Raw genomic sequence first — 13,747 nt, 5'->3', positions numbered from 1 at the left:
CCGTCGCAGGGATCGCCGTCTAAGCCGCCCTCAGTGCGGCACTTCCTCCGCCGGGATCGTGAACTTGTGGCTTTTGCCGGCTTCAACAACGAGGTCGCGCCGATTGCCCTTTCCGATAGCGCTGGAAATCGCGCACCGGAAATGGCCGTGTCGGAGACCATCGAGAACAATCTGCGAAATCCGGTCGAGCGCTTCGCGCAATTGAGGACCGGCGGCTTCATCGCAATTGGACCGGGGAAAATTCTCAGCCATTGTGCAGCAGCCCTTTCATGTCCTTGATGGTAGCGGCGAATGCCTGCGGGCGAACGCGGGCGGCGTCGCCGTAGAACGCCATCACGTCGTCGCGCCGGCTTGGCCGATCCTGAAACACGAAGACCTTGCGCCGACCCTCGGCCCGCAGGTCGAGCAGCTCGTAGCCGGCGCAGCGCAGGAAACAGGCGAGATAGAAGTCGCGGGTTTCGAACGCGGCGTGCCGTCCTTCGTCCGGCCAGATCGCTTGTTCAGTTGACACTTGACGATCTCCGCAAAAAAAGGTTCACAACACGCCCTTCAACGATTGTTGCTTCGGCTCGGCTCGAAGCAGCAGCCCGAGCTTTTCGAGCCGGATACGCATGGCCGCGCGCGAGACACCGAACCGGCGTGCCATTGGCTCCGCGACGCTCTCGAAAAGTGCGTCGTCCACCGCCTCGATTTCGCCTCGCCCTTGTTCGTGAATCAACGTCCCCGCGCGCAACATGACTTTTTCGTTTGGGCGCAGGTCTGACAACAGAAGCGGCGTGGTCCGGCCGAGGCGATCCTGCCATTCCGCGTGCACCAGGCGGCGCGGCATCAGCAGGCAAGACGCATAGAAATCCGCCTGCCACTCCACCCGCTCCTTGGCCTGACTGGAGCGGCAGACGACGGTCGGCTTCGGAACGTCGGCGAACAGCGCCTCCTGATCGCGGTCGGACCGGACGAGACCGCGATGCAACCGCCAATGTCCACCGCCCTCGTGCGCAAGGGTGAAGCGGTAACGGCCCTCCATGGCAGGACGCTCCTCTGGATCGAGGCTTTCGTCGATGACGATTCTGCCGGTGTCGAGCCAGATCGCGCCGAAGAGGTCGGGGTCGAGCCCGAGCCCGCTGCGCGGAACGTTAAGCAGCCGGTGCAGATCGTCGAACTCGACACGGAGCTTGAGGTGCTTCTCGACGATGTCCTCGATCGGGATCGGCGCCTTTATCACGACGCCCCTCGCGTGGGCGTACTGCGCGAGCAGGTCTTCGGCATCGCGTTCGATAGCGTCGTCGGGCATGTAAGGAACTCGAAGGGTCATCGGCGTTTCATCCTCATCTGCATCGGGCACGGGCTTCAGCCGCGCCTATTTTTCCTTCGCCCTCTGCGCCTGCCGCGCAAGGCGGGCCATATCGTCGGCCGTCAGCCCCTTCGCCGCCCGCAGGAAATCGGCCATTTCCCGAGGGCGCTCGCGAATGATGTCGGTCAACTCGGACGCGACCCGGCCCGCCAGCGCCAGCAGCTCGTCCGCGTCCTGCCCGATGATCCCCGCGATCTTCCTCACCTTGTCTTCCGCCGGCGGCGGGAACTCGTCCCGCTCCACCTTCGACAGATAGGTCGGGCTCACCCCGATCTTCTTCGCCATCTCCCTTAGCCCGATTTCCTTCGCCTCCCGCTCGCGGCGGATGAACGCCCCGAATTTCTCCCTCCCGGCCTTCATGGTTTCGCGCTCCGTCGTCTGTTTAGGTGTCACTTTACACTCGATTCGCCAAGCGCTGTCAACCAAAGACTAAACAGCGGTCCACGGATATTCACGCCGCCAGGCGAGCGTCCCGGATTTCTTCGAGAACGCGCCGGAAATCCGGTTCCGGGGCGAGGCACATGGTTCTATAAGTGTTCAGGAACGGCAACCAGCTTCCTCTCCGGGATTTGACCGTAGATCCATCCGCGCGGGCTTGGCGCGCGAGTGGACGCGCGACATGCTGCGAACGGGAAGGTTTTAGCGATGTCCGCCGGCTTTAATCTCAAAATGAACCGCCGCAGATTTTTGCTCGGCAGCGTTGCCTCGCTCGGTCTGATCACAGCGCCTGCAATCATTAAGCGCGCAAGCGCGCAGGAGACCGATAAAATTCTGGGCGGAAAAATCCGCCCCACTCCCGATTTCCGCAAACTGCGCGAAGACGCCCGCTTTGTATTCGGCGACCGCCCTCACCGCACCGGTGGCGTGCGGCTTGGGCAGGACATGAATTTCTTTGCCGCATCGGGCGGCAAACGCTTTCTCATTCACAACTACGGGCACGGCGGCGGCGGCATCACGTTGAGCTGGGGCTGCGCGAGGGTCGTTCGCACCGAGCATGTCGAGAGAATTCTGGAGCAATGGAACCAGCCGGATGTCCAGCCCGCCATCGCCGTCATCGGCTGCGGGGTGATCGGACTAACCGTCGCGCATGAACTGGTGAAGAACCTTCGTCCAGACCTGCGCGCGCGATGGCCGATGCTGAAAATCTCGATGTACGCGAAGGAAACGAAATCGAGCGAGACCGTTTCCTATGTTGCGGGTGGGCAGTTCGAGCCGTCCGGCATCTATTCAGAATTCCTGAAAGACCCGGCGCAAAAGACGCGCCTGTTTCAATATATGCGCGCCTCCCACGAGTGGATTAAAAGTCTCTCGCTGTCTCCCGTACTGATGGCAAACTACGGCGTTGCAGAGCGCTCGAACTATACGCTCATCAACCACCGCCTGAACGGGTTCGACCTCGGCACGCCGCGCGATGTAGTACCCGCACCGCTATCCGGCATCCTTCCTTTCGAAGAACTGGCGAAGCGCAAAAAGCGCGGCTGGGAATACAAGACCTGGCTGCTCAACCCGAAAATCATGCTGCCGAAACTGCAGATGGATTTATCCGAAGCAGGCGTCGTGCGGGTGCAGCGCGAGTTCTCCGCGCAGCAGCCGGTGGAGAAACTCGGCGAGAACATCATCATAAACTGTACGGGACTTGGCGCGGGCACACTGTTCGGCGACAAGGCAGTCTATCCGCGCCGCGGCTATCTCGCCGTCCTCGACAACAAGCCGGAATGGAATCTCGACTTTTTCTGGAGCGGCGGCTGCGGCCCGCGGACGTCCTATGTTTTCGGGCGGCACGACGATCTTATCGTCGGCGGCACCTACGAAGCGCATGAGAACGCCTGCACGGGAACGCCGCAGGAGGGATGCACAACCCGCATCGGCAACCGGATGCTCGATGTCGTGCAACGCATCTTCGCGGGCAACACGCAGGAATGCGGCGTCTAGCGGCTACGCGCGCAACTCCGGCGGCAGGTCTTTCCGCTTCAGCTTGACCGCGATGAAGGCCGGTCCCTGCGCAGCCTTCGCGCCCCGCAACGCTTCCTTGAAGGAATCGACACTATTCACTTCCCACACCGCGTTGATGCCGAACGAGCGCGCGAGATCGGCATACTTCCACGGCTGCAACGACAGGTAGGAAGGCGGCCGCGAGGCCGGGTTGTTGAAATACGAGCGGTCGATCAGGAATTGCTCGATGCCATAGAAGCCGTTGTCGAGGACGATCACGACCGAGCGGATGTTACGAAGCGCCATCGTGGAGAGGCTTTGCGCGGTCATCTGAAAGCCGCCGTCGCCGCAAATCACCAGCGGCCGCCGATTCTCCTGTGCAACCCCGGCCCCTACCGCCGCCGCCACCGAATAGCCGATCGACTGCCAGACGGCATTGCAGAACATGCCGCCCGCGCCTTTGATGTCCATGTCGGCGGCCGGATACATGCTGAGGCTTGTGTCGGTGATGGTGACGAAACTGTCGTCCAGAAAATCGCTGACCGAACGCATGACTTCTTCGTAGGTCATTGCCGTCTCGTTCGACGGCGGCGAAGGCGGGCTTTTCATTCCGGCACGACGCTGATCAAACGACAGGCCGGAGAGACGGTTCTGGCCGATCCATGCGGACCAGCCCGGATTCGGCGTCCAGCTTGCGCGGTTAAGCTCCTCCACCAAGGCCTTGAACGAAACGCCCTTGAAGTTGTCGTTCCGTACATTCACCTCGCCGTCGAAGACACGCGCGACCTTCGTGCGCAACGACGATAACAACGCGAGATGCTGCACGCCGAACACGCAACCTAGCGCCAGCAAACGATCCGACTTCTCGACGACATTCATCACGTTCGGCGGCGCATAGCGGCTGTCATAGACTCCGACAAAATTGGGCGTGTTCTCCGCGATCACTGACTTCGCCAGCATGGTGGTCGAATAAGGAATGCCCAGCTTCTTCATCAGCGCCGCGGTTTGCTCGATGGCGCCATAGCGCTGCACCTCAACGCCGAGCAGCACCGCGGGACGTTCCGCGCCGCGCAGGAAAGCGAGGATTTTCTGCGCAGCATCGCCTTCCGCGCCGGAAGGTGAAATTGCCGTTTCTGCCGGGGTAACCGGCGCCATGATGTTCGCACGCCAGAGGTTGCGCGGGATCTCGATATAGACCGGGCGCTTTTTGCGCACCGCCGTCGTCAGCGCGCGGTCGATAATATCGGCCGCCTCGGAAGCATTGTTAGCGCGGCCGGCAAAGGCCGTAACTTCGCTGAAAATCTTCAGATCAGTGTCCACCTTGCCACCGCAGTGGGAAAACATGAACCCTTGCTTGAAGATACCGAGGTCGTAGTCGCTGGGACCGCCGTTGACGATCACGACCGGACTGCGCTCGACATTCGCACCGGCAATCGCATTGACGAGGCTGAGCGTGCCGACACCGTAGGTGACTGCAACGACGCCGAGGCCGTTCTCGCGCACTCTCGCATAGGCGTCCGCCGCGTAACCCGCTTCAAGGTCGGTCGCCGTCAGCACCGCGTTCACCTTGTGATGCACGGCACCTTCGAATACCGGATCGCAGGTGCGGCCCGGCACCCCGAACAACGTATCGGCGCCCAGCGCTTTCACACGGCGCAGGAAATAATCGGTGAGTTGCATTGCAGCCCGCGGACCGGGTTGCGCCTGCGCCGGCGTGGCCGCCAGCGTCGCTGCGCCGATGCCGTTCGCGGCCGCGACCAGCCCCGCCGATACCTGCAATACCTGCCGCCGCGAAACGTCGCCGGACTTTCTGGACTTCATGTGGTTCTCCCTGGCGCGCGAGCCTAGGAGACGCGCAGGCTTGTCCGCAATATGCTACGAAGGTTAGGCATTTCACGTTTCCGGCACTTCGATTCATCATGCAAAACGACGCCACCCAGACGCCACCGCGCCGCCCGCTTCGCACCGTAGCCATCATCCTGTATGCGACGCTGGCCTTGCTGTGGCTCGCGATCCCGCAAAGCGTCAGCAACTTCACCCGCGAATCCCTGCCCGGCTGGGCACGCGACATCGCCGTACCGGTTGCGGAAGCGGTGGAAACGGGTTCGCGCGCTCTTGGAATCCCGGCGGCTTATGAATCGCTGCGCGAAACCTTCCTGCGCAGCTTCGACAAGAAGTAGCGCCGCCTAGAACTGGAAATAGATGAACGGCGGCACGCCATCGGGCGCGGCTACGGCGATCAGGTAAATTACCAGCACCGGCACCACGATTTTCACCGGCAGCGGCGCGCGGTCGTACCAGTTCTCCAGCCGTTCGCGGAACACGGGGCTGACGATCTGCGTCAGCGCGCCGAACACGAACATCAACGCCACCAGCGGCGTGATCGTCGCCGCGAAGCTGCCGAACGAGAACATCGTGCAGAAATAATCGAGCGCAGCGCCGAACGTCTGCGAACGGAAGAATATCCAGGTGAAGCAGACGAAGTGGAACGTGATCAGCCATGCAAGCCAGCGCGGAAGGCGTGTTTCCGATCCCTTCCCGGTCAGGTGAAGGATGCGCTCCAGCACCAGCATCGCGCCATGCAGCGCGCCCCAGATCACGAAGTTCCAGCTTGCCCCATGCCACAGCCCACCGAGCAGCATCGTAACCATGATGGCCGCATAGGTTTGCGCGCTAGTGCCACGGCTTCCGCCGAGAGGAATGAAAAGATAATCGCGCAGCCAGCTTGAGAGCGTGATGTGCCAGCGCCTCCAGAAATCCTGCAACGACAAGGCACGGTATGGCTGGTTGAAGTTTTGCGGAAACTGATAGCCGAGCAGATTGGCGATGCCGATGGCGATGTCGGTGTAGGCGCTGAAGTCGCAGTAGATTTGCAGCGCATAGCCATACATCGCGATCCAGAGATCGATGCTCGATTGCCCGGCCGGATTCTGGAACGCGTTATCGACGAAATCGGTCGAGAGGTAATTCGCAACGATGACCTTCTTGAACAGGCCGCTCAGGATCAGAAAGACGCTGAACCCAAGCCGGATGCTCTCCGGATCGGAAACCCGCGCGGTCTGCGAAAGAAAGTCCTTTGCGCGCACGATCGGTCCGGCGACGAGATGCGGAAAGAAGCTGATGTAGAGTAGAATATCGACCAGCGATTTCGTCGGCTTCAGTTCGCGCCGGTATACGTCGATCAGGTAGGACAGCGCGTGGAAGGTGATGAACGAGATCGCAACGGGAAGCGCGATTTCCAGAAATCTCGGCTGCACCTGTACGCCGATTTTCACGAGTGCGTTGACCGTCTCGGCCACGAAGAAATTGTAATATTTGAAAACGCCGAGCAGCGTCAGGTTGGCGATGACGCCGAAGATCAGCAGCGCCTTGCGCCGCCTGCCGTCGGGAAGCGGCCCCATCCAGAGCGCCAGCAAATAGTTGCCGAGCGACGAACCGAACAGGATGAAAAGATAATTCGGATTCCATGCCGCGTAGAACAGGTAGCTTGCGGCGACGAGAAACCACTTCTTCGGATCGTTATGCCGGTTGAGAAGCCAGGTGACTGCGAAGACGACCGCGAAGAAAACCGCAAAATCAATGGTTGGAAACAACATCGTTGGCTTTGCGGACTTGCTCGATCAGCGGCTCCAGCGCCTTCAGGAACTGCACGGCGCTACGGCGATAACCTTCGAGCGTGAAGTGGACGCGGTCCTTTGCGAGTAGCGGCGGCGAGGCATTGGCCCAGCGATCCGCCGCACATTCGGACGGCATGATCGAGGCCCAGTTCCAGTAAACGAGGCCATGACGCTTGGCAATAATCTCCTGGATTTCGCGCACCTTGTTGAGCTGCGGCGGCGTCTTCCACTGGTTGCAGCCGTTCTTCTCGCTGGCCTCGGCCACCGGGGGCGCCTGCTTCTTCTCGCCGTCCGCTTTCTTCTCAGGGGTATCCTTCGTATCGCCGTTGGTTTTGGCGTTCTTCTCAGGGTCCTTCTTCGGCCCGCGCGCAGCATCGGGCGGGGCCACGATCACGATTTTCGCATCCGGAAGCGCGCGGCGAATTTTATTCAGCGCGCGCTCGTAGCTGCGCTCATACACGGCCGGGTCGAGGCCATCGTTGAAGCCTTCGTTGGTGCCGAAGGCCAGCACCACGATCTGTGGATCAAGCCGTTTCAATTCGTTGTCCAGAATCGCGTCGTCGAACTTGTTGACGATATCGACCGTCGCACCCGGAAAACCGACATTGTTATAGGAAAGCCCGAACTGCCGGTTATGCACCGCGACGCTGGAGAGGTTCACCTTGCCCTCGCCTTTCGTGGTGATGGTGATTTCCCGCACGCGGTCGGTCGCGGCACGTTCCGGCATGAGCTGGATCACGACCGGCTCGATCGCCTCGCCGGAAAGCGAGACTTCGGATTGCAATACGCCGTCGAGGCGGATTTCGATGGTGCCGCCTTTCGGCTGGCGCAAGGCCTGAATCTCGATGCGGTCGAAGTTGAACGGCCGCTCCGACGAGAAGGTTAGCGTCTCGCCCGCCTCCTCCGCGCTGGCGTTGAAACCGGACAGCCAGAACTTCGCGGCGTTGCTGGTGCGTTGCAGGCTCTCGTAGGTCCAGCCGGACGACGCCTTGATCACGAATGCCGACGAGCGCACGCCGATATGTGGACGGCCCGCGCTCATGTAGCCCGCGCCGCCGTCGCCGTACTTCGCCTGCAACAGGCGGCGCAGCTCGCCGGTCAGGAAATCCGCCGCGGTGTGGCTGTCTCCGATTTGCAGGATGACGATGCCCTTGCGCTGTGCGAGGCCGCGCGGTTTCTGCGCCGGTCCCTTGCGCGGCATGGTCTGCGGATCGAGTTCGCGCGGCGGCAAGGTCTGCACCTGCGGCTCGTCGGGTTCCTGCGGTTTGTCTGCGCTGTCCATTTTCGGTTCGGGATCGGCGGGCACTTCGTCCGGTTTCGCTGGATCGGGAAGCTTTGCTTCTTCCTTGAACGGCTGTTCGACGCGCGTGCTGGTGCGTGGCACGACCGGCACGACATATTCTTCGGGCACGGAAAAAACCGCGAGGATGATGCCCGTCGCGAAGGCGGCAATCGTCGCGAGAATCAGAAAGTTGCGCGGGCTTCTTTTCCGCGCGCGTTTTCTTTTCTTCCGCATGCCGTTCCGTTCGTGCAGTGCGGTGGCAGCCGCACCTAGTTGGATTTGGTCTCGTTCTTCACCTCGGCCTTGGCCGGGCAAAGCTTATCCAGATCGACGCCACGCTGACGGAGACTCTCGACAATCTTCGGATACAGGTACAGGCCGACCATGTCGTATCCGGCAGGAGTAAAATGCGTGCCGTCGGAAGTGCGCAGCGCAATCAGCGCGCCCTTCTCGTCAGGGCCATAAGTGGAAAAGGTGTCCTCGCCTTCCCGCTTCAGACGCCACGGTTCGACATAGCGAACCGAAGGATCGTTCAACGCGGAAATCACGGCGGCATAGTGACCGTTCTTTTCCTTCGCTTCCTGATCCGCTTTCTCGTCGCGCAATACCGGAATGCCGACCCAGAGCACGTTCGCCTTCATCGCGGTCGCGCTTTTCAGCATCTTGCTGATCTTCTCGCGATACGTCTCAGGCCATTCCTTGGAATAGATCTGCGCGTTGCCGCCGTCCGGATCGTAGATCGGATTGCGGTCGTTGAGGCCAACCGTCACGACGACCAGATCGGGGCGATAACGGCTGCCGATGCCAAGCAGCTCGCGCGGCCAGTGGAACTTGTCGAGGCGTGTGAGGCCCGTGCCGTTACGGCCGAAGCGCTCGGTATCGAGCCGCTCTTTCAAGCAGGAATTGCGCGCGATGTGGCGCGTCACGCCCTGCCATAAACCATCCGCCATGGAGTCGCCGACGAAGGCGATGCGAACCTGCTCCGGCTTCTGCGCGAATGACGAAACGGTTCCCGCGCCGAGCGCGAGCAACCCGAAAACGGAAATAGCGGCGAAAGTTCTGGAGAATTTCATCGGCTCAATCGGGTACGAAGCGATCCACGAAGCGGTCGTGCACCGGCCAGCGGAAATCGAGGAAGAAGCGCGACGTATCGCGGTGCGAACGGTTGGCATACTGAACCGGCGCATTGCCGGCCTGCACGATCTGTTGCTCGCGCCGGTTCTCGCGTTCGCGCGGCTGCACGGCTGCCAGCGGCGGCTGGGTGCCCGTATCGAAGCGCGCGGTCTGCGACGCGCGCGCCCACATATTCTTGTATCCCTGCATCGTGAAATGCACGCCGTCCTTCGCGCGCAATCCGGGTCCGCAGATATCCTCGCCGCGCATGCTGACATAGGTCACGCCCGCGGCGGCGAGGCGCTCGCGCAGCATGGCGTCGAGTTCACGCGCGTTGCGGTCCCATGCCTTCTCCACGCACGGCGGACCGATCCAGACCAGCGTCACGCGCGCAGCGCGCGCTGCCTGCAATACGTTGTCGATGCTTTTTTCGAGTCCCTTCACGGGGCCTACGGCATCGTTGGTGCCGAGGCTCATGAACGCGACGGTGCCGGGGCTGAGCTGGCGGATCTGTTCGATCACCCGGCTGCCGCGGATCGAAACCGAATTGGCCGCGAGATTGCGCAGGCCTGACGCCATCGAGATGCCGACGCCGAGACTATCGCCGATCACGACGCCGCTCGCCGCGTGCGCGGCTGGCGCAACAAAAAAAAGGCCCGCAAGGGCAAAAGGAAACAGCGAGCGGGACAACGCCAAGACGGCCACCAGACAAAAGCGCGAGGGACAAATCTATCCTCGGAAATCGTGCTTAACAAAGGGTAAGCCTGCGGCATTTCCGGGTGGCAAAGCGCTGCGATTTCGCGCTTTTTCGGCGCTTGCCGCGCCGTTCGCAATCCGATTCAAGCGAAATTCGGGCAAAGATTCCGCGAAGTAAAAATCGTGAGTCTTTTGAATCGCTTGGCGAGAATCGCTGCGTGAGGCGGACTTGCGGTTCAGATTCAGGTTGAAGCGGAACTTGCTGTCACGTCCGCGTCGGACGGAACGCGGGTTTGCCTGCCGCGAGCGCGGTCCTGATCTCGTCCGTATGCACGCCGTGACGCGGCGACGGACGGTCATAATGCAGCGGCGTTCCCGACATGGTGATCGGGGTACGCACGCCGGGGATCGAGCCATCCTTCGCAACATCGTCCGGCAAGTCGTTGCGCATCTTGCGGGCGATCACGTGCGGATCGGCGAAGACTTCGTCGATGGAACGGATCGGCCCGGCAGGCACGCCCGCCTGCTCCAGCGCAGCCAGGAGGTCGGCGCGCGTGCGCAGCCTCGTCTTCGCGGTGAGCGCGGGAATGAGCGTGGCGCGATTTTTATTGCGCTCGCCGTTCGAGACGTAACGCGGATCGTCGCGCACTTCGGGCAGCCCAAGCACGTCGCAGAAATGCTTGAACTGCCCGTCGTTTCCGACCGCGATAATCATGTAGCCGTCGGCGGTTTCGAATGCCTGATAAGGCACGACATTCGGATGCGCGTTGCCCATGCGCTTCGGCGCCTTGCCGGAAACGAGATAGTTGAGCGCCTGATTGGCGAGCACGCTGGTCTGCACGTCCATCAGACTCATGTCGATGTGCTGGCCTTCACCCGTGCGCGTGCGCGCAAACAACGCGGCAAGTATCGCGGACGCCGCATAGGTGCCGGTGAATACATCCACATAGGCGACGCCGGTGCGCATCGGTTCACGGTCCGGCTCGCCGGTGATGTCCATGATGCCGCCCATCGCCTGAATGATGAGATCGTAACCGGGGCGGCTGGCATACGGCCCGTCCTGTCCGAAGCCGGTGACGGAGCAATAGACGATCTTCGGATTGATCTTCTTCACGCTCTCGTAGTCGAGGCCGTATTTTTTCAGGTCACCGACCTTGTAATTTTCGAGAACGACGTCCGCTTCCCTGATCAGCGCGATGACGAAATCGACGTCTTCTTTTTTCGTGAAGTCGGCCAGCACCGAGCGCTTGCCGCGATTGATCGCGTGATAGTAGGCGGCCGAAAGATTCTCGCCGTTTTTGCCTTCGACGTAAGGCGGACCCCAGGTGCGCGTCTCGTCGCCCTGCCCCGGACGCTCGACCTTGATGACGTCGGCACCCATGTCGGACAAAATCTGCCCGGCCCACGGACCCGCAAGCACGCGCGCAAGCTCAAGCACCTTGATGCCGTCGAGAGGGCCAGCCATGGCAGGACGTTATTCTATTCCGCCATCGGGCGCATGCCGAGCTTGTTCAGGAGCTTCATGTCGCGGTCCTGATCCGGGTTCGGCGTGGTGAGCAGCTTCGGGCCGTAGAACATCGAGTTCGCACCGGCGAGGAAGCAAAGTGCCTGCGTCTGCTCGTTCATGTAGTCGCGGCCCGCGGAGAGGCGCACGACGGACGCGGGCATGGTGATGCGCGCAACCGCGATCATGCGCACGAAATCGAACGGGTCCATCTGCTGGCCCTTCGAAACCGGCGTACCTTCGACCTGCATCAGCAGATTGATCGGCACGCTTTCGGGGTGTTCGGGCAAGTTCGCCAGCGTCTCGATCATGCCGACGCGGTCTTCGGTGGTTTCGCCCATGCCGATGATGCCGCCGCAGCAGACATTGATGCCCGCCTCGCGCACCGCGGACAGCGTATCGAGGCGATCCTGATAGGTCCGCGTGGTGATGATCTGCTCGTAATATTCCGGCGAGGTGTCGATGTTGTGGTTGTAGTAGTCGAGACCGGATTCCTTCAGGCGCAAGGCCTGCGCCGGCGTCAGCATGCCGAGCGTGACGCAGCTTTCCATGCCGAGCGCCTTCACGCCCTCGATCATCATGCAGACGGCTTCGAGATCGCGGTCCTTCGGCGAACGCCATGCCGCGCCCATGCAGAAGCGCTGCGCACCGGCCGCCTTCGCCGCGCGGGCGTCGGCCAGCACCTGCTCGACCTGCATCAGCTTGCTCGCCTTGATCCCGGCCTCGTAGCTCGCGCTCTGCGAACAATAGGCGCAGTCTTCCGGGCAACCGCCGGTCTTGATCGAGAGCAGCGTCGAAATCTGGATTTCGTTCGGGTCGAAACGCAGGCGATGGATGCGTTGCGCTTCGTGGACGAGGTCCATGAACGGCATCTCGTAGATCGCGCGGATTTCCGCGCGGGTCCAGTCGTGACGGATTTCGCCGTAGGCTTTCCGGGCAGCGGAAACGATCTGGGTATCGATGACGTTCATGGCGTGCTCTCGGAAAGCCCTTAAAAGAATGCGTTGAGGCCGGTAATCGCGCGTCCCATGATCAAGGCGTGGACGTCGTGGGTACCTTCATAGGTATTCACGGTTTCCAGGTTCATCGCGTGGCGCATGACGTGATACTCGGCGGTGATGCCGTTTCCGCCATGCATGTCGCGTGCCATGCGGGCGATGTCGAGCGCCTTGCCGCAGTTGTTGCGCTTCACGATCGAAACGGCTTCAGGCGGGCAGCGGTTCTCGTCAATCAGGCGCGTGACGCGGAGCGCGGCCTGCAAGCCAAGCGCGATCTCGCTCTGCATGTTGGCGAGCTTCAACTGCACGATCTGGTTCTGGGCGAGCGGGCGATTGAACTGCTTGCGGTCCATCGTGTACTGGCGCGCGGCGGCGAAGCAGGCTTCGGCCGCGCCCATCGCACCCCAGGCGATGCCGAGGCGCGCGCGGGTCAGGCAGCCGAACGGGCCTTTCAGGCCGGAGACGTTCGGCAGGATTGCATCCTCGCCGACCTCGACGCCTTCCATCACGATTTCGCCGGTAATGGATGCGCGCAGCGAGAGCTTGCCCTCGATCTTCGGCGCGGACAGACCCTTCATCCCTTTTTCGAGGATGAAGCCGCGGATACGCCCGCCGTCGGAGTCGAGCTTCGCCCAAACGACGAAAACATCCGCGACCGGCGCGTTGGTGATCCAGAGCTTGTTGCCTGTGAGCTTGTAGCCCTTCGCGGTTTTCTCGGCGCGGGTACGCATGCCGCCGGGATCGGAGCCGTGGTCCGGCTCGGTGAGGCCGAAGCAGCCGATCCACTCGCCGCTCGCGAGCTTCGGCAGATACTTCATGCGCTGTTCTTCGGAGCCGTAGGCATAGATCGGATACATGACGAGCGAGGACTGCACGCTCATCGAGGAGCGATAGCCGCTGTCGACGCGCTCGATCTCGCGCACCGCCACGCCATAGCTGACGTAGTTGAGGCCCGCGCCGCCGTATTTCTCCGGCAAGGTCGAACCTAGCAGGCCGAGTTCGCCCATCTCGCGCACGACTTCGGGGTCGAACTTCTCCTTGAGGAAGGCTTCCGTCACGCGCGGCATCAGCTTCGACTGCGCGTAGCTCTTCGCGCTGTCGCGGACCATGCGTTCGTCGTCGCTAAGCTGGCTCTCGATGTCGAACGGGTCTTCCCAGTGGGGGGAGACGGCATCGGCGGGCGCGGGTTGCTTGGCGAGCGGCTTGTTCATGGCGCATTTCCTGATCGGCGGACGTTCAGACTACTTCCATGCG

14 protein-coding genes are annotated in these 13,747 nt (G+C 61.8%); 2 read left to right on the top strand and 12 right to left on the bottom strand.

The genetic code is table 11. From position 1 onward, the window contains the following. Positions 1-30 precede the first annotated feature (30 nt). From KF794_04310 to KF794_04295, 4 genes are read right to left on the bottom strand one after another with little or no spacing between them, the layout of a single operon-like run. Positions 31-252 carry a hypothetical protein gene (locus KF794_04310; GenBank protein ID QYK45924.1) on the bottom strand — a complete coding sequence of 74 codons (222 nt, stop codon included), beginning with the start codon at positions 250-252 and terminating at the stop codon, positions 31-33. Then, on the bottom strand, positions 245-511 hold the full coding sequence (locus tag KF794_04305) for a hypothetical protein (protein QYK45923.1): 267 nt from the start codon (positions 509-511) through the stop codon (positions 245-247). Before KF794_04305 ends, KF794_04310 begins: the two co-directional genes overlap by 8 nt. Before the next feature lie 24 nt (positions 512-535). After that, positions 536-1,312, bottom strand: a complete 777-nt coding sequence (locus KF794_04300) for an ImmA/IrrE family metallo-endopeptidase (GenBank protein ID QYK46587.1) — start codon at positions 1,310-1,312, stop codon at positions 536-538. 45 nt (positions 1,313-1,357) lie between these two features. Continuing rightward, on the bottom strand, positions 1,358-1,711 hold the full coding sequence (locus KF794_04295; protein ID QYK46586.1) for a helix-turn-helix domain-containing protein: 354 nt from the start codon (positions 1,709-1,711) through the stop codon (positions 1,358-1,360). A 309-nt stretch (positions 1,712-2,020) separates the two neighbouring features. Here KF794_04295 and KF794_04290 point away from each other — a divergent pair, with 309 nt between their 5' ends. Further along, entirely contained in the window at positions 2,021-3,283 is a 1,263-nt protein-coding gene (locus tag KF794_04290; protein QYK45922.1) for an FAD-binding oxidoreductase, read from the top strand. 3 nt (positions 3,284-3,286) lie between these two features. Here the strand turns inward: KF794_04290 and KF794_04285 are convergent, their stop codons facing one another. Further along, positions 3,287-5,104: an alpha-keto acid decarboxylase family protein gene (locus KF794_04285; protein QYK45921.1), complete on the bottom strand. Its 1,818-nt coding sequence runs from the start codon at positions 5,102-5,104 to the stop codon at positions 3,287-3,289. A 98-nt stretch (positions 5,105-5,202) separates the two neighbouring features. Between KF794_04285 and KF794_04280 the strand changes: the two genes are divergently transcribed. Further along, positions 5,203-5,463 (top strand): hypothetical protein, encoded by a 261-nt coding sequence (locus KF794_04280; GenBank protein QYK45920.1) that lies wholly within the window; start codon positions 5,203-5,205, stop codon positions 5,461-5,463. Positions 5,464-5,469: 6 nt separating this feature from the next. On the opposite strand, the gene KF794_04275 is transcribed toward KF794_04280, so the two are convergent. The 7 genes from KF794_04275 to KF794_04245 form a co-directional block, all read right to left on the bottom strand. After that, positions 5,470-6,879 carry an MBOAT family protein gene (locus KF794_04275; GenBank protein ID QYK45919.1) on the bottom strand — a complete coding sequence of 470 codons (1,410 nt, stop codon included), beginning with the start codon at positions 6,877-6,879 and terminating at the stop codon, positions 5,470-5,472. Beyond that, positions 6,860-8,416 carry a lipolytic protein G-D-S-L family gene (locus tag KF794_04270; GenBank protein QYK45918.1) on the bottom strand — a complete coding sequence of 519 codons (1,557 nt, stop codon included), beginning with the start codon at positions 8,414-8,416 and terminating at the stop codon, positions 6,860-6,862. The genes KF794_04275 and KF794_04270 overlap by 20 nt, the downstream gene beginning before the upstream one ends. A gap of 35 nt (positions 8,417-8,451) precedes the next feature. Beyond that, positions 8,452-9,255, bottom strand: coding sequence for a DUF459 domain-containing protein (locus tag KF794_04265; protein QYK45917.1), 804 nt, complete (start codon positions 9,253-9,255; stop codon positions 8,452-8,454). A gap of 4 nt (positions 9,256-9,259) precedes the next feature. Then, positions 9,260-9,907, bottom strand: a complete 648-nt coding sequence (locus KF794_04260) for a hypothetical protein (GenBank protein ID QYK45916.1) — start codon at positions 9,905-9,907, stop codon at positions 9,260-9,262. A gap of 349 nt (positions 9,908-10,256) precedes the next feature. After that, complete coding sequence (locus KF794_04255) at positions 10,257-11,456, bottom strand: CoA transferase (protein ID QYK45915.1); 1,200 nt, start codon at positions 11,454-11,456, stop codon at positions 10,257-10,259. A gap of 14 nt (positions 11,457-11,470) precedes the next feature. After that, positions 11,471-12,466: a biotin synthase BioB gene (gene bioB / locus KF794_04250; GenBank protein ID QYK45914.1), complete on the bottom strand. Its 996-nt coding sequence runs from the start codon at positions 12,464-12,466 to the stop codon at positions 11,471-11,473. Positions 12,467-12,486: 20 nt separating this feature from the next. After that, entirely contained in the window at positions 12,487-13,704 is a 1,218-nt protein-coding gene (locus tag KF794_04245) for an acyl-CoA dehydrogenase (protein QYK45913.1), read from the bottom strand. Positions 13,705-13,747: the final 43 nt, after the last annotated feature.

This window comes from Xanthobacteraceae bacterium (genome assembly GCA_019454205.1).
Lineage (GTDB): Bacteria > Pseudomonadota > Alphaproteobacteria > Rhizobiales > Xanthobacteraceae.
The sequence above is the reverse complement of the archived record's forward strand: the minus strand, read 5'-3'. Positions and strand labels throughout refer to the sequence as shown.

What these genes read in the sequence shown, in the direction of transcription:
- KF794_04285 (QYK45921.1), bottom strand. Translation starts at nt 5,104, where the DNA reads ATGAAGTCCAGAAAGTCCGGCGACGTTTCGCGGCGGCAGGTATTGCAG.
- KF794_04245 (QYK45913.1), bottom strand. Translation starts at nt 13,704, where the DNA reads ATGAACAAGCCGCTCGCCAAGCAACCCGCGCCCGCCGATGCCGTCTCC.
- KF794_04265 (QYK45917.1), bottom strand. Translation starts at nt 9,255, where the DNA reads ATGAAATTCTCCAGAACTTTCGCCGCTATTTCCGTTTTCGGGTTGCTC.
- KF794_04275 (QYK45919.1), bottom strand. Translation starts at nt 6,879, where the DNA reads ATGTTGTTTCCAACCATTGATTTTGCGGTTTTCTTCGCGGTCGTCTTC.
- KF794_04290 (QYK45922.1), top strand. Translation starts at nt 2,021, where the DNA reads ATGAACCGCCGCAGATTTTTGCTCGGCAGCGTTGCCTCGCTCGGTCTG.
- bioB (QYK45914.1), bottom strand. Translation starts at nt 12,466, where the DNA reads ATGAACGTCATCGATACCCAGATCGTTTCCGCTGCCCGGAAAGCCTAC.
- KF794_04270 (QYK45918.1), bottom strand. Translation starts at nt 8,416, where the DNA reads ATGCGGAAGAAAAGAAAACGCGCGCGGAAAAGAAGCCCGCGCAACTTT.
- KF794_04280 (QYK45920.1), top strand. Translation starts at nt 5,203, where the DNA reads ATGCAAAACGACGCCACCCAGACGCCACCGCGCCGCCCGCTTCGCACC.
- KF794_04310 (QYK45924.1), bottom strand. Translation starts at nt 252, where the DNA reads ATGGCTGAGAATTTTCCCCGGTCCAATTGCGATGAAGCCGCCGGTCCT.
- KF794_04300 (QYK46587.1), bottom strand. Translation starts at nt 1,312, where the DNA reads ATGACCCTTCGAGTTCCTTACATGCCCGACGACGCTATCGAACGCGAT.
- KF794_04255 (QYK45915.1), bottom strand. Translation starts at nt 11,456, where the DNA reads ATGGCTGGCCCTCTCGACGGCATCAAGGTGCTTGAGCTTGCGCGCGTG.
- KF794_04295 (QYK46586.1), bottom strand. Translation starts at nt 1,711, where the DNA reads ATGAAGGCCGGGAGGGAGAAATTCGGGGCGTTCATCCGCCGCGAGCGG.